We start from the raw sequence: 18,768 nt of genomic DNA on the forward strand, positions 1-18,768 counted from the left end.
ACCGGCCGGGCGGGTGGGCGGTCAGGCGTCCAGGGACGTGAGCGTGGCCGTGGACGGTGGGCGGGCGGACAGGGAACGGGAGACGGCTTCCGCGTCGCCGAGCACCCGCACCGCGTTCTGCCAGGTGAGCATCGCGAGGTCGGTACGGGACCACTTGCGGGCGAGGAGTTCCGCGATCAGGTTCGGGTACGCCGAGACGTCCGACAGGTCCGAGGGCGTGAACGCCGTGCCGTCGAAGTCGCCGCCGATGCCGATGTGGGCGATGCCCGCGACCTCCCGCATGTGGTCCAGGTGGTCCGCGACCGTGGCGGCGGTGGCGACCGGGCGGGGGTCGGCCTCCTCGAAGGCCGCGTGGACGCGCATCGCCTCCGGGGTGGTGTCCAGGTGGTGGAAGCCGTGCGCCCGCATGTTCTCATCAGCCCGCCGGGTCCAGTCGACGGCGGCGGGCAGGACGAACTTGGGCACGAAGGTCACCATGGCGACGCCCCCGTTGCCGGGCAGGCGGGAGAGGACGTCGTCGGGGATGTTGCGCGGGTGGTCGCACACCGCACGGGCGGAGGAGTGCGAGAAGATCACCGGCGCCTCGGAGGTGTCGAGGGCGTCGCGCATCGTGGTGGCGGCCACGTGGGAGAGGTCGACCAGCATGCCGAGCCGGTTCATCTCGCGGACGACCTCGCGGCCGAACGGCGACAGGCCGCCGACGCCCGGCTCGTCCGTGGCGGAGTCGGCCCACGGCACGTTGTCGTTGTGGGTGAGCGTCATGTAGCGGACGCCCAGCGCGTACTGGGCGCGCAGGGTGGCCATCGAGCAGTTGATGGAGTGGCCGCCCTCGGCGCCCTTGAGCGAGGCGATCCGGCCGGAGGCGCGGGCGGCCTCCATGTCGTCGGCCGTCAGCGCGGGCGCCAGGTCGGCCGGGTACCGGGCCAGGAGCCGGTCGACGCAGTCGATCTGCTCCAGCGTCGCGCTGACCGCGTCGTCGCCCGCCATGCCGGTGCGCACGTACACCGACCAGAACTGGGCCCCGACCCCGCCCGCCCGCAGTCGGGCGAGGTCGGTGTGGAGCCGGCCCGTCTGGTCGGCCGCGATGTCGAGCCGGTCCAGGTCGTACCCGGCGTGCTCGCGCAGCGCCCACGGCAGGTCGTTGTGGCCGTCGACCACGGGGAACGAGGCGAGCAGCTCGCGCGCCTCGTCCACGAGCCCCGTCACTTGGCGAAGCCGAACGAGGCCGAGCCCTCGACCTTCGCCCGCAGCCGCTTGCCCTTCTCCGTGGCCTGGTCGTTCAGCTCCTGCTGGAAGTCGGCCATGCGGGAGAGGAGGTCCGGGTCGGAGGACGCGAGGATGCGCGCCGCCAGCAGGCCCGCGTTGCGCGCGCCGCCCACGGAGACGGTGGCCACCGGGACGCCCGCCGGCATCTGCACGATGGAGAGCAGGGAGTCCATGCCGTCCAGGTACTTCAGCGGGACGGGCACGCCGATCACGGGCAGGGGCGTGACGGAGGCCAGCATGCCGGGCAGGTGGGCGGCGCCCCCGGCTCCGGCGATGATCGCCTTCAGGCCCCGGTCGGCCGCCTGCTCGCCGTACGCGACCATCTCGCGCGGCATCCGGTGCGCGGAGACGACGTCGACCTCGTAGGGGATCTCGAACTCGTCGAGTGCCTGCGCCGCGGCCTCCATGACGGGCCAGTCGGAGTCGGAGCCCATGACGATGCCAATGAGGGGGGTGCTCATTCGGTGATCGTTCCTCGCAGGTAGCCGGCGGCGTGACGCGCGCGGTCCAGCACGTCGTCGAGGTCGTCGCCGTAGGTGTTGACGTGGCCCACCTTGCGGCCGGGCTTCACGTCCTTGCCGTACATGTGGATCTTGAGCTGGGGATCACGGGCCATGCAGTGCAGGTACGCCTGGTACATGTCGGGGTAGTCACCGCCCAGGACGTTCGCCATGACGGTCCACGTCGCACGCGGGCGGGGGTCGCCGAGCGGCAGGTCGAGCACCGCGCGGACGTGGTTGGCGAACTGCGAGGTGACCGCGCCGTCCTGGGTCCAGTGGCCCGAGTTGTGGGGGCGCATCGCCAGTTCGTTGACGAGGATGCGGCCGTCGCGGGTCTCGAAGAGCTCGACCGCGAGGTGGCCCACGACGCCCAGTTCCTTGGCGATGCGCAGGGCCAGCTCCTGGGCCTGGCCGGCCAGCTCGGGCGACAGGTCGGGAGCGGGGGCGATCACGGTGTCGCAGACGCCGTCGACCTGCCGTGACTCGACCACGGGGTACGCCACGGCCTGGCCGTGCGGGGAGCGGACGATGTTCGCCGCCAGCTCGCGGACGAAGTCGACCTTCTCCTCCGCGAGGACCGGCACGCCCGCCAGGAACGGGTCGCGGGCCTCGTCCTCGGAGCGGACGAACCACACGCCCTTGCCGTCGTACCCGCCGCGCACCGTCTTGAGGATGATCGGGAAGCCTCCCGTCTCCGCGGCGAAGGCCGCCGCGTCCGCGGGGTCGGCCACGATCCGGTGCCGTGGGGAGGGCGCGCCGATCTCGTCGAGCCGGGCGCGCATCACGCCCTTGTCCTGGGCGTGCACCAACGCGTCGGGCCCCGGCCGGACGGGAATGCCGTCCGCCTCCAGGGCCCGCAGGTGCTCGGTGGGTACGTGCTCGTGATCGAACGTGATCACATCGCAGCCGCGTGCGAACTCACGCAGCGTGTCCAGGTCGCGATAGTCGCCGATGACGACCTCGCTCACCACCTGGGCCGCCGAGTCCTGGGGGCTGTCGCTGAGGAGCTTGAACTTGATGCCGAGGGGGATGCCCGCCTCGTGGGTCATGCGGGCCAGCTGACCGCCGCCGACCATGCCTACTACCGGGAACGTCACCCTCTTAGGGTATCCGGCCCCGGCGGGAGGGCCTCAGCCGTTCCCGCGCGGCCTGGTGGGCCGGTGGTTAGCATGGCTTGGTTGACCCACTCGACCGGACGGGGCTGAAAGATCACCATGAGTGAACGGGGCGCACTGCGGGTGCGGCTGGACCAGCTCGTCCGCGAGATCGCCAAATTCGGTCTCGTCGGCGGCCTCGGGCTGCTCGTGAACATGGCGGTCTTCAACCTGGTGCGGGCCACCACGGAGATCCCGGTCGTCCGGGCCAGCCTGATCGCCACGGTCGTGGCCATCGCCTTCAACTACGTGGGCTTCCGCTACTTCACCTACCGGGACCGGGACAAGAGCCGCCGGACGCGGGAGCTGTCACTGTTCCTGCTGTTCAGCCTGGCCGGCCTGGTCATCGAGAACGGTGTGCTGTACGCCGCGACGTACGGCTTCGGGTGGGACACCCCGCTGCAGAACAACTTCTTCAAGTTCTTCGGCATCGCTGTGGCGACCCTGTTCCGTTTCTGGTCCTACCGCACCTGGGTCTTCCGCGCACTGCCGGGCCACCAGGCCGGGCAGGACGCCGCCGAATCGTTCCTGGAGGAGCAGCGGCGCGAGGCCGAGGCCGCCGCCCGGCGCCGCCAGCGGATCGGTCACTGACCGGCGGGGCGGCCGGCTAGCGGATCGTCGGGGGTTCGTTCTTCTCCTTGCGGCTGCGCGCCTCACGGCTGAGGAACAGCGCGAAGACCGGTGGCTGCTGCTGGAGCAGCTCCAGGCGCCCGCCGTCGGCCTCCGCGAGGTCGCGGGCCACGGCGAGGCCGATGCCGGTGGAATTGCGGCCGCTGATGGTCCGCTCGAAGATCCGCGCCCCCAGGTCCGGCGGGACACCCGGCCCCTCGTCCGTGACCTCGACGACGGCCTGGTTGCCGGTGACCCGGGTGCGCAGGGCCACCGTGCCGCCGCCGTGCATCAGCGAGTTCTCGATCAGCGCGGCCAGTACCTGGGCGACCGCCCCCGGGGTGCCCACCGCCCGCATGCCGACCTTGCCGGAGCGCACGACGGCCCGCCCGGCGCTGCGGTAGGCCGGCCGCCACTCCTCGATCTGCTGCTTGACCACCTCGTCGAGGTCGAAGGCGATCGCCGAGCCGGTGCGCGGGTCGCGCGAGTTCGTCAGCAGCCGCTGAACGACGTCGGTGAGCCGCTCCACCTGGGTGAGCGCGATGTGCGCCTCCTCCTTGACGGTGGCCGGGTCGTCGGTCTCGGAGATCTCCTCCAGCCGCATGGACAGCGCGGTCAGCGGCGTCCGGAGCTGGTGCGAGGCGTCGGCCGCGAGGCGCCGCTCGGCGGTGAGCATCCGGGCGATCCGCTCGGCCGAGGCGTCCAGGACGTCGGCCACGCGGTCCAGCTCGGGCACGCCGTACCGCTTGTGGCGGGGCCGGGGGTCGCCCGAGCCGAGCCGCTCGGCGGTCTCGGCCAGGTCGGTGAGCGGGGACGCGAGGCGGTTGGCCTGGCGTACGGCGAGGAGGACGGCGGCGATCACGGCGAGCAGCGCCACGGCGCCGATGATCAGCAGGGTGCGGCCGACCTCGCGGGTGACGGTGGAGCGGGACTCCTCGACGGTGACCGTCACGCCCCGGTCCCCCTGCGCGACGCCCCGGATGACGCTGTCCTCGGGGCGCTCGCCGATCTCGATGGGGGCGCGGCCGGGGATGTCGATCAGGGCGTACCGGCGGGCGCCGCTCTGCTCGGCGAGGATGTCGGGGTTGACCGGCTCGCCGCCGATGAGCCGGCTGTCGACGATGCTGACCAGGCTGACCGCCTCGGAGTCCACGCTCTCCTGGGCGCTGCTGCTGATGGTCCGCGTCTCGACGATGACGAGGGAGACCCCGAAGACGGCGATGACGACGAGGACCACGGCGAGCGTGGAGTTGATCAGTCGGCGGCGCACGGTGCCTGCTTTCGTGCCTGGCTCAGGTGCCTAGCTCTTCTCGAAGCGGAAGCCCACGCCGCGCACGGTGGCGATGTACCGGGGGTTCGCGGCGTCGTCACCGAGCTTCTTGCGCAGCCAGGAGATGTGCATGTCGAGGGTCTTGGTGGACGACCACCAGGTGGTGTCCCAGACCTCGCGCATGAGCTGGTCGCGGGTGACGACCCGGCCGGCGTCCCGGACGAGGACGCGCAGCAGGTCGAACTCCTTGGCGGTGAGCTGGAGCTCCTCTTCGCCCATCCAGGCGCGGTGCGACTCGACGTCGATGCGCACACCGTGGGTGGCCGGGGCCGGGGCGGGCTCGCTGGCGCCGCGCCGCAGCAGGGCCCGTACCCGGGCGAGCAGCTCGGCGAGGCGGAACGGCTTGGTGACGTAGTCGTCGGCGCCCGCGTCGAGCCCGACAACGGTGTCGACCTCGTCGGCGCGGGCCGTCAGCACCAGGATCGGCACCGTGAGCCCCTCGGAGCGCAGCCGCCGGGCCACCTCCAGGCCGTCCATCCCGGGCAGGCCCAGGTCCAGCACGACCAGGTCGACGTGGCCCTTCAGTCCGGTGCTCAGCGCGCCGGGCCCGTCCTCCTTCACCTCGACCTCGTACCCCTCCCGCCGCAGGGCACGGGCCAGCGGTTCGGAGATGGATGCGTCGTCCTCGGCGAGCAGTACACGGGTCATGGGGTGATGGTAGTCCGCGCCGTACCAGCCCCGCCGGGGGATCGCACGATGATCAACACGACCTTCGTCTGTGCGAGATCATCCTGGCTAACACCTTCAAATATGCTTCACCGGTTCCACAGACACCTGTGATCCATCTCTCAAGTCCTTCCATATGCCGCAGTGTCGTGTCGTATGGTGGCGAGACGCCTGATGCACTACTCCAGGACCTTTGGGCTGTTAACCACGCCAAAGGCCCCTTTTCTGCGCAAGGCCGGTTCCGCCAGTCTTACGACAGTGAATGACCTGTGGGCCGGGCTCCGTGACGTGACGACACGCGCGGGGCGTGGATCCCGGTGCGTCCGATCCTCTCGCCTCCGTGCCCCCGCACGGGGGCGGACCCCTGTCCGGGCGTAGGGGCGGATCGGAACCCGCGCCGGTGCCGGCCGCCCCCCACCGGGCGCGTGACCGCTCACGAAGCGCAGCGCGTCCCGAGCAAGCAAGGATCGACCATGGCGTCAAGCCTGACGAAGGACTCGGCCAGTACCGCTGGCGGCGAGAAGACCTTCTTCGGCCACCCCCGCGGCCTGGCCACTCTCTTCCTGACGGAGATGTGGGAGCGCTTCAGCTACTACGGCATGCGCGCCCTCCTCGTGTACTACCTGGTCTCGGGCGGCGCCGACGCCGCCACGGGCAGCCAGGGCGGCGGCCTCGCGATGACGGCGGCCACGGCCACGGCCATCTACTCCGTCTACGTGTCGATGGTCTACCTGATGGCCATGCCGGGCGGCTGGTTCGGTGACCGCGTCTGGGGCGCCCGCAAGACGGTCGCCATCGCCGGTGGCGTGATCATGGTCGGCCACCTGTCGCTGGCCCTGCCGGGCCAGGCGATGTTCTTCGTCGGCCTGATCCTGGTCGCCGCCGGTTCGGGTCTGCTGAAGGCCAACATCTCCACGATGGTCGGCCACCTCTACGACGGTCCCGAGGACCCGCGCCGCGACGGTGGCTTCACGCTCTTCTACATCGGCATCAACCTTGGTGCCTTCGTCGCCCCGTTCGTCATCGGCACGGTCGGCAAGGAGCACAACTGGCACTTCGGCTTCGCGCTCGCCGCGGCGGGCATGGGCCTGGGCCTGCTCCAGTTCCTGCTCGGCACGCGCCACCTGAGCCCGAAGAGCAACATCGTCCCGAACCCGCTGAGCCCGGAGGAGCGCCGCGCGGTGCTGCTCAAGGTCACGGGCGCGGTGCTGGCCATCGCCGTCTTCTACGGCGTCGTCGTCGCCCTCGGCGCGTACACCCTGAACTGGGCGCTGGTCCCGCTGACCCTCGCCGGCCTGGTCATCCCGGTCGCCGTCCTCGTCCGCATCAAGCGGGACAAGGACCTGTCGGCGACCGAGCAGTCCAAGATGAACGGCTACATCTGGTTCTTCGTGGCCGCCGCCATCTTCTGGATGATCTACGACCAGGGCGGCTCCACGCTGTCGCTGTTCGCCGACTCCAAGACCGCCGACTCCGTGTTCGGCTTCGCCTTCTCGGCCACCTGGTACCAGTCGCTGAACCCGCTGTTCGTCATGGCGCTGGCCCCGGTCTTCGCCTGGCTGTGGCTGTGGCTGGCCCGCAAGAACCAGGAGCCCAACACCATCGTGAAGTTCGCGATGGGCCTGGTCCTGGTCGGCGCGTCCTTCTTCGTCTTCATCGTCCCGATGGGCATGGCGGGCGACGGCACCAAGGTCTCGCCCATGTGGCTGGTCTCGATCTACATGATCCAGACCATCGGTGAGCTGTGCCTCTCCCCGGTCGGCCTGTCGGTGACGACCAAGATGGCGCCGCAGAAGTACGCCTCGCAGATGATGGGTGTCTGGTTCCTCGCGGTCACCGCGGGCGACTGCACCACGGGCCTGCTGTCCCTCGCGGGCGTCGACCTCAACGGCACGGGGATCATCGCCATGGAGGCCTCGCTCGCGGCCGCCGCCGGTCTGGCGGTCTACATGTACCGCAAGAAGGTCCAGACGCTGATGGGCAACGTGCACTGACGCGTACGTCCCCGAGGACGCCCCCGCCAAGGGCCGCCGCGCCGGTTTTCCCGGTACGGCGGCCCTTCGCCGTGTCAGCGGCGCAGCCGCCGCCACGGGGTGAACGTGAACACCGCGCCGCCCAGCAGGATCACCGTGCCGGCGACCAGCGCCAGGGCGCGCAGGGCGCCCGCGTCCTCGGCGCCCGTGTCGGCGAGGCCGCCGCCGCTCGTGCCGGTGCTCCCGCCCTGTGCGGAGCCGCCGCCGGTGCTCGTGCCGCCCGACGTGGAGGTACCGCCGGAGGCGCCGCCCGGCTGGGCGGAGGTGTCCAGCTCCAGCGAGAACGCGACGTTCGCGGGCGGGGTGCACGTCGTGGTCGTGCCGAGCGCCTTGACGGTGAGGACACCGGGGCTGAGCGTCGCCCGCCCCGTGGCACCGGGCTTGTAGGTGCCGGTGAGGTCGGGGACCGCGATCGGGTCGCCCGCCTTGATCGGCTCCTTGTTGGCGGGGCCCTCGACGGGGACGAAGCCCTTGTCCGCGCCGCCCAGCCGGACCTCCATGGACGGCTTGACCGAGTTGGCGGGGATGTCGGCCGGGCTGTCCATCACGGACTTCGCGAACTTCACGGTGAGGCCGAAGGACCCGCCGTCGCGCCTGGCGTTGATCCGCACCGGCGAGGTGGCGTTCTTGTCGCCGATGGGCGTCTTGCAGGCATACGCGACGGAGACCTCCTTGCCCTCGAAGTCCGTCGGGCCGCCACCGCCGCCGCTCGTACCGCCGGACGCCGTGCCGCCGGAGCCGCTGCTGCCGCCGGAGCCGCTGCTGCCGCCGGAGGCCGTGCCGCCACCGGTCGTCGTCGTGCCGCCGGAGTCGGTCCCGCCGGTCGTCGTCGTGCCGCCGGAGTCGTTTCCCCCGGAGGTCGTCGTGCCGCCGGTGGTCGTACCGCCGGTGGTGCCGCCGCCCGCCTCCGTGACCTTGATCGTGTGGGCCGGCCGGACCGTCTCCTTCGGGGTGCACCTGGTGTCCGTCGACAGCGGCTTGGAGACGTTGATGGTGTACGCGCCCGGGGTCAGCGTGATCTCCCCGGGGGCCGTCAGCTTCAGCGTGCCCTTCATGTCCGGCAGCACCATCGGGCTGTTCTTGGGGATCGGCGGGTTCTGCCGCGGGCCCTCCACCGCCAGGCCGGCGGTCTGTGCGCCCGCCACCGTGATCGTGCCGGACGGCTTGACCGTGTCCTTGTCCAGGTCCAGGATGTCCGGGTTCCTGGAGGCGGCCTCGACCGTCTTCCACACCACCTCCACCTCGTCGCCCACCTTCGCCTCCGCGGGCGCGGAGATCAGCACCTTGGTCGTGCCCCGCACCGGTGGCAGACCGGAGATGGGCGGCGGGACGCACTCGGTGGCGTAGGCCACCTCGGCCGCCCGTGCGGGTCCCGCGGCCAGCACGATCCCCGCGCCGCCGAGCATCAGCGCGACTCCGGCCGCGCTCATCCTCCGTTGCGTGCTCACGAGTGTCCCTTCGTCGTCGGTCGGTTCTCTGACGGTGCGGAGTCCGGGGCGAACCAGGGCAGGCCGGCCGTGCGGGCCTGCTCCGGTCCGGTGGCGGGTGCGGCGCGGTGGCGCGCCGGACCGCGGCGGGCGGGGCGGGGACGTGGGGGCCGGCCGGTACGGCCGGGGTCCCAAGGGCGTACGTGGTCCACCACCGCCATCGCGGCGCGGTACAGCCCGGCCGGGACGACCACGGCGAGCAGCACCCAGAAGAGCGTCACGCCCCAGGGCCGCCCCACCCGCCACGGCTGCTCGGCCAGGACCTTGCCGCCGTACCTCACCGACACCTGGTAGTCGCCGTGCGCGCCCGCCGGGAGCTGGACCGGCAGCTCCACCAGCGCCTTGCGGCCCGGCGGGACGGTGCCGCGCCACTGCCGCTCCTCCCACTGCGGGGCGTACACGCCGTGGGCGGTGCCGACCTGGAAGACGGGGTCCCTGACCGGTGCGGTACCGAGGTTGCCGACGGTGAGGACCACCCGGCGGCGGGCCGGGGCGCCGAAGGTGACGAGGACGCCGTCGGCCCCCTCCAGCCGGGGGGCGGCCAGCACGGCGAGCCGTCCGTCGCCGGACGGTTCGGGCAGCGGGGCGACCGGGTGGCCGGTGATCCGCAGCGGGGCGTCGACCGTGGCCGGGCCGCCGGTGACGGTCGCCACGTGCACCACGCAGGGGCACGGCCGGGGCGGCGCGGCGACCGGGAGCGCGCGGGTGAAGGCGCCGTCCGCGCCGGTGGTGACGGCCCGCCCGTGGGCGTTGGCGCAGGTGTTGGTGCCGCCCCGCATGTTCTGGCCGCACACCAGCAGCGTCAGCAGCGTCCGGGGGCGCCACCCGGTGCCGGTGACCGTGATCGCGGCGCCCTCGGCCGCCTCGGGGCGGGAGAGCGCCACGGCGGGGCCGGCCTCCCGTTGCGCCACGGCGGGGCCGGCCTCCCGTTGCGCGACGGCGGCGGCCGGCGCGGCCGGCACGAGGAGCACGCAGGCCGCCAGTACGGCCGCCGCCCACCGGTACGCCCTCACCCGTCCGCTCCCCTCGCCCCGCGTCCCCGGCGCCGTGTCCGCCACGTCACCGCGCCCGCCGCCGCCACGGCGGCCGCCGACGCCCCGCCCGCCCACCGGGTGCCGAAGGTGCCGGTCGCCTCCGCCCCCGCCCGCGTGCCGTCCCCGGCGGTGGCGTCCAGCCGGACGGTGACCCGGTCCAGGGCCGGGCGGTCCCGGCCCGCCCACGGTTCGCTCAGCCCCACCCGCCGGCCCGGCCGCAGTTCCAGCCGCAGCGGGCGCTCCGGGCGGTGCAGCACCTCACCTAACAGTCCCTCCGCCCGTACCGCCAGCCGTGGTTCGAGAACGGTGTTGCCGCGGTTGACCAGCGTGTAGTGGATGGCCTCGCCCGTGATCCGGACGTCCTCGACGGTGAGCGCCGCCAGTCGCGGCCCGCCCACCCGCAGCCGCACCGGCACGGTCACGTCGCCCCCGGTCCCGCCCTTGGCGAGCAGGGCGCCCGTGTGGTCGCCGGGCGGGGTGTCGGGCGGGACGGTGACGGAGAACGGCACGTCGGCGCGGGTGCGGGGCGGCACGGTCACCGGGTTGGCCGCGAAGGCGACCCAGGGTGCGGTGGCGCGCAGCCGCAGCGTGAGCGGCCGGCGGCCGGGGTTGGTGAGGGAGAGGGTGTCCTGGAGCACGGTGCCGGGCGGCCCCTCCAGGTAGAGGTACGGCCGGCCCTCGGCCGCCACGGGCTCGGCGGAAGCGGCGGGCGCGGCGGGCGTCGCCGGGACCAGTACGGCGGTGAGGGCGGCGGCCACGGCGCGGGCGCGCACGCGATCACACCCGGCGGGTCCGGCGGGTCAGCCACAGCGCCCCGGCCGCGCCGGTGAGCAGCACCGTGCCGCCGAGCGTGCCGAGCGCGACCGCGGAGTCGAGCGGCCCGGTCCGGGGCAACTGCCCGGTCCCGGACGGCGCGGTGGCCGCTCCCGGCGCCGTGACGTCCAGCTCCAGTGACGGCTTGGGGTCGTTCTTGGGCGTGCACGTGGTGGTCGTACCGAGTGCCTTGATGGTCAGCACCCCGGCGGTGAAGGTGACCTTGCCGCTCTTGCGGGGGGTGTACGTACCCGTCAGGTCACTGATTTTGATGGGGGTGTTGGCGGGGATGGCCTCGGCGTTGGGCGGTCCGGTGACGGTGAGCGTCCCGCTGTCCGCGCCGCCGATCCGGATGACCGCGCTCGGGCTCATGGCCCCCTTGCCGAGTTCGACCGGGCTGGAGGAGACGCCCTTGCGGAAGGTCATGGTGAGCTTGTGTCCGCTGCCGCTCCGCACGCTCGTGATGTCGATGGGCGACACCGCCCCCTTGGGCCCGATCGGCGTCCGGCACGCGTAGTCCACGTCCACGACGGTGGCGTGGGCCGCGGGAGCGGCGAGCAGCACCAACGCACCCGTGAGCGCCGCCGCCAGCGCCGGAGTCGTCCGCTTCTGGTATGACACCTCGAGATCACCCCAATGTCTGACGGCTCATCAGATTGGCGCTCAAGGTACGCCGGTGACGTTGGGGAGGGAAGAGAAAGAGCACGGCGTATCGCCGTGCTCCATGAGTACCGCCGGACAACCGCCCGCCGGTGTCAGGCGGGTGCCGCGAGCTCCGCCCAGACCGTCTTGCCCGGCATGCCGGTGGACCGGACGACGCCCCAGTCGAGGCAGAGGCGCTGGACGATGAACATGCCGTGCCCGCCGGGCCGGCCGGCCCGGTGCGGCTGACGCGGTGCCGGCTGACCGGCGCCCCGGTCCTCGACCTCCAGCCGCAGCACCTTGGCGTCGAGCGAGACGCGCAGCTCCTCGGGGCCCTCGGCGTGCAGGCACGCGTTGGTGACGAGCTCGGAGACGACGAGCAGGACGTCCTCCGCGGCGGCCCGCCGGTCGGCGGTGGCCGCCGGGAGCCAGCCCCAGTCGTAGAGCGCCTGCCTCGTGAAGTCCCGGGCGAGCGGAACGATCCCGCTGGCACTGCCCAGCGAGAGCCGCCGTGTCCGGCGTCCCGCGGGAGGCGCCCCGGACGCCGCACCTGACATGTCGGACCTCACCTCCGGCGTGGTGGACGCGGCGGAGGCAGCCGGGAGCGCGGCACCGGCAGCGAGGCCGGAGCCCTCCGCCTGGGGGCCGAGATCGCTCGGCGGATGCTGCTGGGTGGTACCCATCAGCGCTTCACCTCACCGAATTCACCAAGTCGCCATTACGTCGTCACAGAGCAGCCACAGGGCAGTCACAGAGAGTGTGAAGCCCCTCCGTACAGTCGCCGCGGGGTTCTTCTGCCCGTCCGCTCCGGGACAACACCCGCTTTGTCGCATCAGTCGGCAAGCGCCGCTTCCAGCGAGTCGTGGACGGTGAATACCGCCTCCGCACCCGTGATCTCGAACACCCTGGCCACGACGGGCTGCATCCCGACGAGATGCACCCCTCCACCCGCGGCCTCCGCCTTCAGGCGGGCCCCGAGCAGCACGTTCAGCCCGGTGGAGTCGCAGAAAGCGAGCTGCGAGCAGTCGATCACCAGGCGTGTGCGGCCCTGTTCGAGTGCGGCGTCCAGCGGGTCGCGCAGCAGCTCGGCGGTGTGGTGATCGAGCTCACCCGCCGGCGTCAGTACTTCGCTGCGGCCTTCCGTCCGGACCCCGACCTTGAGTCGGCCCTGATTCGCGCTGCCGACCGTCCCGCGGTCCATGCCGTCCCTCTTCGCCGATGCCGTTGAGTCGGTAGAACCCTACGCCTTCTGTCGGGCAGCCGGTAGTCGAGACTTAACCACAAACCGGGCATGTGGGACAATTGACACTTGCAACGATCCGTGCGAAGCGGGTAGGGCTAGTAGGGACACAACCAACACGGCCGGCTTTGGAGGCGCCGCACACCGCAGCCACATTCTTTCGGCATCGGCGGCCATATGCCGAGAACGATGGAGGAGACCATGTCACCCCGGCTCGACGAAACGCGTACCCCCCACGCGCCGTCGGCAACTCCGCCCCACCAGATCGACACCTACGAGCAGCTCGGGACCGACGAGCTCGGACTGCCCGACATCCCCCCGTACGACGAGGTCGAACCGCTCGACGCGCGGGCCCTGTCCAAGACGCTCTTCGCGCGCCTCGACACCCTCGAGGAAGGGACGCACGAGTACGCGTACGTCCGCAACACGCTGGTCGAACTGAACCTCGCACTCGTCAAGTTCGCCGCCTCCCGGTTCCGCTCCCGCAGTGAGCCGATGGAGGACATCATCCAGGTCGGCACCATCGGTCTCATCAAGGCCATCGACCGCTTCGAACTCAGCCGAGGGGTCGAGTTCCCCACTTTCGCGATGCCAACCATCGTGGGAGAGATCAAGCGGTTCTTCCGCGACACCTCCTGGTCCGTACGCGTCCCGCGCCGGCTCCAGGAACTCCGCCTCGACCTGGCCAAGGCCGGGGACGAACTGTCCCAGCAGCTCGACCGCTCGCCCACCGTGGGCGAACTGGCCGAGAAGCTCGGGATCACCAAGGACGAGGTCCTCGAGGGCATGGCGGCGAGCAACGCCTACACGGCCAGCTCGCTCGACGCGCAGCCCGAGGAGGACGACACCGAGGGCGCGCTGGCGGACCGCATCGGCTACGAGGACCACGGACTCGAGGGCATCGAGTACATCGAGTCCCTCAAGCCGCTGATCGCCTCCCTCCCGGCGCGCGACCGGAAGATCCTCTCCCTGCGCTTCGTCGCCGGACTCACGCAGTCGGAGATCGGCGAGGAGCTCAACATCTCGCAGATGCACGTCTCCCGCCTGCTCTCCCGCACCCTGGGCAAGCTCCGCAAGGGTCTCACCCTGGACGAGTGACCGCCCCGGCAGGCCCGTCGGAAGGGCCCGTTCCGTCAAGGGACGGGCCCTTCCGCCTGTCCTGCCGCCTTCTTGACGGGGTCGTCCCGATTGGGCGACATTGGCCCGGGGTTCAGGGGGGGAATCACATGGTGTACGCCGCTCTCGAACGGTCGATGCGCGCCCGCCTCGGCAGGGAGTGCCTGTACGTGCCGTCCTGCCGGCTCGGCCTGTACGTGGCGCTGCGCCACTTCTGCCCGCCCGGCGGCCGGGTGCTCATGTCCCCCGTCAACGACGACGTCATCTTCTTCGTCGTGCTCGCCGCCGGCCTCCGTCCCGTACAGGCCCCGCTGCGACCGCACGACGCCACCATCGACGCCGCCGCCGTCCCCGAGGACGTCTGGCGCGGGCTGTCCGCCGTCCTGACCACCAACCTGTACGGAAACCCCGACCCGGCCCCGCAACTGGCCGCCCGGTGCGCCGAGTCGGGCATCGCGCTGCTGGAGGACGCGGCACACGCGATCGGCAGCGAGATCGGCGGCAGGCCCGTGGGCACGTACGGGGACGCGTCCGTCTTCAGCCTCTCCAAGCACACCGGCGCCAAGGCCGGCGGCTTCCTGGCGGTACGGGACCCGGCCCTCCGTGCCGGCCTGGAGCGGGCCCGCGACGCGCTGCTGCGCCCGGCCCGCGCGGGCGCCGAACTCGCCTACGCGCTGCGCCCCTCCGCCGAGGCCGCCGTGCGAGGGCTGCGCCTGGCCGGGGCCGCCCGCGCCGCGATGCGGCTGCTCGGCGCGGTGGAACGCCAGGAGATCCGGATGCCGCTGCGCCCGGGCGGGCTGAAAGCCGCGACGGCCCGGGCCCCCGCCCTCGGGCCCTTCCACCCCTGGGTGCGGGTCGACATGCACGACTACCGCCTCACGCCCGGACGCGTCCGGCTGCGGCGCACCGAACGGCTCCTCGGCCGCCTCGGCACCACCCTCGCGGCCCACCGCGCCGGCACCGAGAAGCTGCTCGCGACGCCCTGGGCCCTGGCGACGGGCCCGGTCCAGCCGCTGTTCCGCGTCCCGCTGCTGGTCGCCGACCGGGACGCGGCCATCGCCGCCCTCGCCCGCGCCCGCGTCACCACCGGCTACCTGTACGACCCGCCGCTGGACGACTACGCGGGCGCGCCCTTCACCGACGTGTCGCCCGCGCCGGAGGCCGCCCGCTGGTTCGCCCGCCACGCCCTGCCCGCCGACCCGCTGCGGGCGGACGTGACCCTCGGCGTCCTGCGCGCCTCGGGCGCCCGGCCCGCACCGCCGTACGGTGACTGACACGGCGGTCCGGCCCGCCACCGCCGCGCGGCCCAGCGGCGACTCGATGTTCCGCAACGCCTACGCCCTGATGCTCTCCACCGGTGTCTCCGCCGCGCTCGGCCTCGGCTTCTGGCTGGTCGCCGCGCGCTACTACACCGAGGAGGCCGTCGGGCAGGGCTCCGCCGCCATCGCCGCCATGCGGCTGCTCTCCTCGGTCACCGCCACGACCATGATCGGCGCGGTCGTGCGGTACGTGCCCCGGGCCGGGCGGGCGACCGGGCCGCTGGTGTGGCGGGCGTACGCGGTCAGCTCGCTGGTGGTGGCCGTGGCCTGCGTCGCGTTCCTGGCCACCCTGGACCTGTGGGGGCCGTCGTACGCGCCGCTGCGGGGGCCGGCCGCCGGGGTGTTCTTCACCGTGGCGTGCGTGGCGTGGGCGCTGCTGACGCTCCAGGACGGTGTGCTGACCGGGCTGCGCAAGGCGGTGTGGGTGCCGGTCGGGAACGCGGTCTTCTCCACCGGGAAGCTGCTGCTGCTGGTCGCGTTCGCGGGCGCGCTGCCGGTCCTGGGCGTCTTCGTCTCGTGGGCCGCCGCCATCGCGCTGTCCGTCCTGCCGCTGGGCTGGCTGGTGTTCCGCCGGCTCATCCCGCGCCAGGCCGCCGCCGACCGGCACCGCGAGCCGCCCACGCCGCGGGAGATGGGCCGGTTCCTCGCCGGGGACTCGGTGGGCGCGCTGTTCAGCCTGGCGATGATCAACCTGCTGCCGGTGATGGTCGCGGTCCGCTTCGACTCCGCGCACAACGGCTACTTCTACACCGCGTACACGGTCGGCGGGACCATGGAGTTCATGGCCATCAACATGGCCTCGTCGCTCACCGCGCACGCCTCGCACAGCCCCGGCAGCCTCGCGGAGGGCGTGCGCGGCGCGCTGCGCCGGATGGCACTGCTGCTGGTGCCGGTGGTGCTGGTACTGGTGGTCTTCGCGCCGCAGATCCTCACGCCGTTCGGGCCCGCGTACGCCGAGCACGGCACGCTCGTGCTGCGGCTGCTGGCCGCCGCCGCCCTGCCGCGCGTCGCGGTGGAGCTCTACATCGGGGTCCTGCGGGTGCAGGGCCGCACCGGCGTGCTCGCCGCGGTGCAGGGCGCGATGTGCGTGCTGGTCCTGGGCAGCGCGGCCGTGCTGATGGGCCCGGCCGGGATCGCCGGCGCGGGGCTCGCGATGCTGCTGTCCATGGTGGTGGTCGCGCTGCCGGCCGTGCCGGGGCTGCGCGGGGCGCTGCTGGGGCGCGAGCCCGGGCGCCCGGGGCGGCGGCGCGGGCGGACGCGTCCGCCGGAGTTCGGCACCGACTGGGCGCGGCGGGCGGCAGAGCGGGACCGGGCACGCGGCGGGTACCCCGGGGGCGCGCCGCTGGGCGGCGGGCACGACACGGCGACGCCCGCGTTCGGGCTGCCCGTGTACGTCCGGGAGGCCGGGCCCGCCGCGGGCGGGGGTGAGCGGTGGCTCGCCGGGTGGCTGTGGCTGCTGCTGGCCCTGGCCGCCGGGCTGTTCTGGGTGCCGCTCGCGGGGGCCCGGGACGCGGGGCGGAGCCGCCTGACGGGCGCCGAGCTGCTCCAGGTGCTGCCGCCGGTCACGGTCACGGCCGGGATTCTGCTGGTCGTCGTGTACTGCGCGGCCGTCTCGCTGGAGCGGCCGCGTCGCCTCCTGACCGGTGCGGCGCTGCTGGTGACCGTCGCGGCCCTGCACTCGGCGCCGATGCTGGTGGGCATCCGGCCGGAGGCGGCGGGCGGGCCGGGGGCGGGGGTGCTGGCGCGACTGGGCGCGGGGGTGGCCGGGCTGCCGGGAGTGGCCGGGCCGGAGGCGGTGCTGCGCGGGCTGCCGTTCGTGCTCCAGGTGCTGTGCCTGGGCCTGGCGGCGGTGGCGCTGTGGGCCCTCGGGGTGGACGGGCGGGTCGTGGCGGGCGTGGTGTGGGTGCTGGCCGTGGCGGGGTGGGCGGCGCAGGACGCGTTCGCGGCGGCCGCGCTGCCGGTGTTCCTGGGCGTGGCCGCGGCGGCACTGGTGGCCCTGGTGGCTCCGGTGGCGGGCCGCCGCCGGGGGCGGTCTACCGGGGCGGGACGGGCTGCTTGAAGTACGGGTCCTGGCCGGCCAGGCGGTAACCCTCCAGCGCGGGGCCCTCGTTGACGGTCAGGTCGCACCCCTCGCCGGGCACCGGCCGGTTCCAGTGGACCAGTGCCCTGACCCGGGGCAGGGTGGGCGCGACCTCGGGGATCCGCGCGTACCAGTCGCGCTGGCGCTGCGGCCGGCTCGGGTCGGGCGCGGTGGCGAACTCGGCCAGCATCAGGGGCTTGCCGGCGGAGACGTGGGCGCGCAGCCAGTCGGCGGACGGGCGCTGGCTGCGCTCGAAGTCGAGCCAGTTCGCCGACGTGTGGCAGAGGTAGTAGTTGTACTGGTCCATGCCGATCCAGTCGACGTAGTCGTCGCCCGGGTAGAGCCGCTTCATCTGCTCGGCGTGGCCCAGGTACCCGGACACGGTCCACACCCACACCACGTTGTCCACGCCCAGTTCCTCGAACCGGTCGTGGAGGTGGCGCCAGGCGGCGACGAACTCGGCCGGGGTGCCGGCGCCCTCCTTGATGCGGAAGTCGGTCTCCTGGTCGAAGGAGAGGAAGACGCGCTTGCCGTAGGCCTTGATGCGGCGGGCCTGCGGGTCGATGATCTCCTCGTCGTACGCGCCGGAGGCGATGTTCTTCCAGCCGAGCTGCCGCTCGGTCCAGTTGGCGTGGTGGGGTTCGGTCCAGACGGTGGACTCCCACGCCAGCATCAGCAGCCGGTCGCGGCCCAGTTCCTGCTCGTCGGGCGTGAGGAGCTGTCCGTCGAGCGGGGTGTCCGACATGTCGTGGTAGTTGTAGACGAGGTCCAGCCTGCGGCCGATCCGCTCCTCGAACGACAGCACCGCGTCCTTGAGGGAGCCGTTCGCCGCGTACGGCACATAGGCGCCCCACCAGGCCCCGCACGGGGGCTCCAGCGAGGCGGTCGGCGCGCACGGCCCCCGGGGCACGTCACCGGAGGCGGCGTCGCGCGGCAGACCGTCCGCGGTGCCGTCCGGCCGGGCGGCCGCCCACACGCCGAGTCCGACGAGCAGCGCCCCGACGACGGCCAGCACCAGCGCGGTGTACGTGCCGGCCCGGGACCCGCGGGCGCCCCGCCCGGTCATCGGTCCGGCCCGTCGGGTCGCGCCCGTCCGGCCGCGCCACGTGTCGCCGCGGGCAGCGGTACGCCGGGGAGGGCGGCGGCCACCGTCGCGAAGGCGGCCAGCGCCACCAGGAACGCCGTGGTGGAGTACCCCTCCACCAGGAACAGCCCGGTCGCGGTGACCGTGGCCAGCGACAGGCTGACCGGCGCGGCCAGCGCCAGGGCCTCCAGCCGGGCACCCGGCCGCAGCCGGGCGGGCCGCGGATGGAGCAGGGCGAGCCCCGGCCCGAGGCCGACGAAGAGCAGGACGGGGACCCAGCGCAGCGGCGAGCCGCCCGGCAGCGCGGTGGCGCCGAGGGCGAGCCAGCCGGAGGCCGCGAGCCCCGCTCTGGGCCATGTGCTGCCGAGCCGGACACGATGCGGCTGCATGGCGAC

The 18,768-nt window shown here is 73.2% G+C and carries 18 protein-coding genes; 5 read left to right on the top strand and 13 right to left on the bottom strand.

Annotated features, from left to right (window positions below):
- Positions 1-21: 21 nt before the first annotated feature.
- Genes E2B92_RS07855 through E2B92_RS07865 form a run of 3 tightly spaced genes read right to left on the bottom strand, consistent with a single transcriptional unit; the run spans position 22 to position 2,842 of the window.
- Entirely contained in the window at positions 22-1,206 is a 1,185-nt protein-coding gene (locus E2B92_RS07855) for a dipeptidase (protein ID WP_126886833.1), read from the bottom strand.
- The gene (purE, locus tag E2B92_RS07860; protein ID WP_126886832.1) at positions 1,203-1,727 is read right to left on the bottom strand and encodes a 5-(carboxyamino)imidazole ribonucleotide mutase; all 525 of its coding nucleotides are present in this window, start codon (positions 1,725-1,727) and stop codon (positions 1,203-1,205) included. The genes E2B92_RS07855 and purE overlap by 4 nt, the downstream gene beginning before the upstream one ends.
- A complete protein-coding gene (locus E2B92_RS07865) occupies positions 1,724-2,842 on the bottom strand; it encodes a 5-(carboxyamino)imidazole ribonucleotide synthase (RefSeq protein WP_235023754.1) in 1,119 nt (372 codons plus the stop codon). Before E2B92_RS07865 ends, purE begins: the two co-directional genes overlap by 4 nt.
- A gap of 138 nt (positions 2,843-2,980) precedes the next feature.
- Here E2B92_RS07865 and E2B92_RS07870 point away from each other — a divergent pair, with 138 nt between their 5' ends.
- A complete protein-coding gene (locus tag E2B92_RS07870) occupies positions 2,981-3,511 on the top strand; it encodes a GtrA family protein (protein WP_126886830.1) in 531 nt (176 codons plus the stop codon).
- Between the two features lie 16 nt (positions 3,512-3,527).
- Here E2B92_RS07870 and E2B92_RS07875 read toward each other — a convergent pair whose 3' ends face one another.
- A complete protein-coding gene (locus E2B92_RS07875) occupies positions 3,528-4,799 on the bottom strand; it encodes an ATP-binding protein (protein WP_126886829.1) in 1,272 nt (423 codons plus the stop codon).
- Positions 4,800-4,829: 30 nt separating this feature from the next.
- Positions 4,830-5,507, bottom strand: a complete 678-nt coding sequence (locus tag E2B92_RS07880; RefSeq protein WP_126886828.1) for a response regulator transcription factor — start codon at positions 5,505-5,507, stop codon at positions 4,830-4,832.
- A 491-nt stretch (positions 5,508-5,998) separates the two neighbouring features.
- On the opposite strand from E2B92_RS07880, the gene E2B92_RS07885 reads away from it, so the two are divergent.
- Positions 5,999-7,519 (top strand): peptide MFS transporter, encoded by a 1,521-nt coding sequence (locus E2B92_RS07885; protein ID WP_126886827.1) that lies wholly within the window; start codon positions 5,999-6,001, stop codon positions 7,517-7,519.
- 74 nt (positions 7,520-7,593) lie between these two features.
- Here E2B92_RS07885 and E2B92_RS07890 read toward each other — a convergent pair whose 3' ends face one another.
- The 6 genes from E2B92_RS07890 to E2B92_RS07915 all read right to left on the bottom strand — a co-directional run bounded on the left by E2B92_RS07890 (position 7,594) and on the right by E2B92_RS07915 (position 12,735).
- The gene (locus E2B92_RS07890; protein ID WP_126886826.1) at positions 7,594-8,988 is read right to left on the bottom strand and encodes a hypothetical protein; all 1,395 of its coding nucleotides are present in this window, start codon (positions 8,986-8,988) and stop codon (positions 7,594-7,596) included.
- 14 nt (positions 8,989-9,002) lie between these two features.
- Positions 9,003-10,058 carry a neocarzinostatin apoprotein domain-containing protein gene (locus tag E2B92_RS07895; protein ID WP_126886825.1) on the bottom strand — a complete coding sequence of 352 codons (1,056 nt, stop codon included), beginning with the start codon at positions 10,056-10,058 and terminating at the stop codon, positions 9,003-9,005.
- Positions 10,055-10,852, bottom strand: a complete 798-nt coding sequence (locus E2B92_RS07900) for a COG1470 family protein (protein WP_133087437.1) — start codon at positions 10,850-10,852, stop codon at positions 10,055-10,057. Before E2B92_RS07900 ends, E2B92_RS07895 begins: the two co-directional genes overlap by 4 nt.
- Positions 10,853-10,856: 4 nt before the next feature.
- Entirely contained in the window at positions 10,857-11,513 is a 657-nt protein-coding gene (locus E2B92_RS07905) for a peptidase (protein WP_126889141.1), read from the bottom strand.
- 134 nt (positions 11,514-11,647) lie between these two features.
- On the bottom strand, positions 11,648-12,217 hold the full coding sequence (locus tag E2B92_RS07910) for an ATP-binding protein (RefSeq protein WP_126889142.1): 570 nt from the start codon (positions 12,215-12,217) through the stop codon (positions 11,648-11,650).
- Between the two features lie 149 nt (positions 12,218-12,366).
- Complete coding sequence (locus tag E2B92_RS07915; protein ID WP_126889143.1) at positions 12,367-12,735, bottom strand: STAS domain-containing protein; 369 nt, start codon at positions 12,733-12,735, stop codon at positions 12,367-12,369.
- A gap of 240 nt (positions 12,736-12,975) precedes the next feature.
- Here E2B92_RS07915 and E2B92_RS07920 point away from each other — a divergent pair, with 240 nt between their 5' ends.
- The 3 genes from E2B92_RS07920 to E2B92_RS07930 all read left to right on the top strand — a co-directional run bounded on the left by E2B92_RS07920 (position 12,976) and on the right by E2B92_RS07930 (position 17,268).
- Positions 12,976-13,872 (top strand): RNA polymerase sigma factor SigF, encoded by an 897-nt coding sequence (locus E2B92_RS07920; protein WP_126889144.1) that lies wholly within the window; start codon positions 12,976-12,978, stop codon positions 13,870-13,872.
- Between the two features lie 128 nt (positions 13,873-14,000).
- The gene (locus E2B92_RS07925) at positions 14,001-15,164 is read left to right on the top strand and encodes a DegT/DnrJ/EryC1/StrS family aminotransferase (RefSeq protein WP_260604445.1); all 1,164 of its coding nucleotides are present in this window, start codon (positions 14,001-14,003) and stop codon (positions 15,162-15,164) included.
- Positions 15,165-15,210: 46 nt separating this feature from the next.
- Positions 15,211-17,268 carry a lipopolysaccharide biosynthesis protein gene (locus E2B92_RS07930; protein ID WP_235023756.1) on the top strand — a complete coding sequence of 686 codons (2,058 nt, stop codon included), beginning with the start codon at positions 15,211-15,213 and terminating at the stop codon, positions 17,266-17,268.
- On the opposite strand, the gene E2B92_RS33760 is transcribed toward E2B92_RS07930, so the two are convergent.
- Together E2B92_RS33760 and E2B92_RS07940 are read right to left on the bottom strand one after the other, a co-directional pair.
- Complete coding sequence (locus E2B92_RS33760) at positions 17,243-18,355, bottom strand: glycoside hydrolase family 26 protein (RefSeq protein WP_185923806.1); 1,113 nt, start codon at positions 18,353-18,355, stop codon at positions 17,243-17,245. The genes E2B92_RS07930 and E2B92_RS33760 overlap by 26 nt on opposite strands.
- Complete coding sequence (locus E2B92_RS07940) at positions 18,352-18,762, bottom strand: hypothetical protein (RefSeq protein WP_126889369.1); 411 nt, start codon at positions 18,760-18,762, stop codon at positions 18,352-18,354. Before E2B92_RS07940 ends, E2B92_RS33760 begins: the two co-directional genes overlap by 4 nt.
- Between the last annotated feature and the right edge of the window lie 6 nt (positions 18,763-18,768).

The organism is Streptomyces sp. WAC05374, assembly GCF_004353505.1.
Lineage (GTDB): Bacteria > Actinomycetota > Actinomycetes > Streptomycetales > Streptomycetaceae > Streptomyces.

Coding starts and splice junctions, on each gene's coding strand:
- purE (WP_126886832.1), bottom strand. CDS start 1,727: ATGAGCACCCCCCTCATTGGCATCGTCATGGGCTCCGACTCCGACTGG.
- E2B92_RS07865 (WP_235023754.1), bottom strand. CDS start 2,842: ATGGTCGGCGGCGGTCAGCTGGCCCGCATGACCCACGAGGCGGGCATC.
- E2B92_RS07870 (WP_126886830.1), top strand. CDS start 2,981: ATGAGTGAACGGGGCGCACTGCGGGTGCGGCTGGACCAGCTCGTCCGC.
- E2B92_RS07880 (WP_126886828.1), bottom strand. CDS start 5,507: ATGACCCGTGTACTGCTCGCCGAGGACGACGCATCCATCTCCGAACCG.
- E2B92_RS07885 (WP_126886827.1), top strand. CDS start 5,999: ATGGCGTCAAGCCTGACGAAGGACTCGGCCAGTACCGCTGGCGGCGAG.
- E2B92_RS07890 (WP_126886826.1), bottom strand. CDS start 8,988: ATGAGCGCGGCCGGAGTCGCGCTGATGCTCGGCGGCGCGGGGATCGTG.
- E2B92_RS07910 (WP_126889142.1), bottom strand. CDS start 12,217: ATGGGTACCACCCAGCAGCATCCGCCGAGCGATCTCGGCCCCCAGGCG.
- E2B92_RS07915 (WP_126889143.1), bottom strand. CDS start 12,735: ATGGACCGCGGGACGGTCGGCAGCGCGAATCAGGGCCGACTCAAGGTC.
- E2B92_RS07920 (WP_126889144.1), top strand. CDS start 12,976: ATGTCACCCCGGCTCGACGAAACGCGTACCCCCCACGCGCCGTCGGCA.
- E2B92_RS07925 (WP_260604445.1), top strand. CDS start 14,001: ATGGTGTACGCCGCTCTCGAACGGTCGATGCGCGCCCGCCTCGGCAGG.
- E2B92_RS07930 (WP_235023756.1), top strand. CDS start 15,211: ATGTTCCGCAACGCCTACGCCCTGATGCTCTCCACCGGTGTCTCCGCC.
- E2B92_RS33760 (WP_185923806.1), bottom strand. CDS start 18,355: ATGACCGGGCGGGGCGCCCGCGGGTCCCGGGCCGGCACGTACACCGCG.
- E2B92_RS07940 (WP_126889369.1), bottom strand. CDS start 18,762: ATGCAGCCGCATCGTGTCCGGCTCGGCAGCACATGGCCCAGAGCGGGG.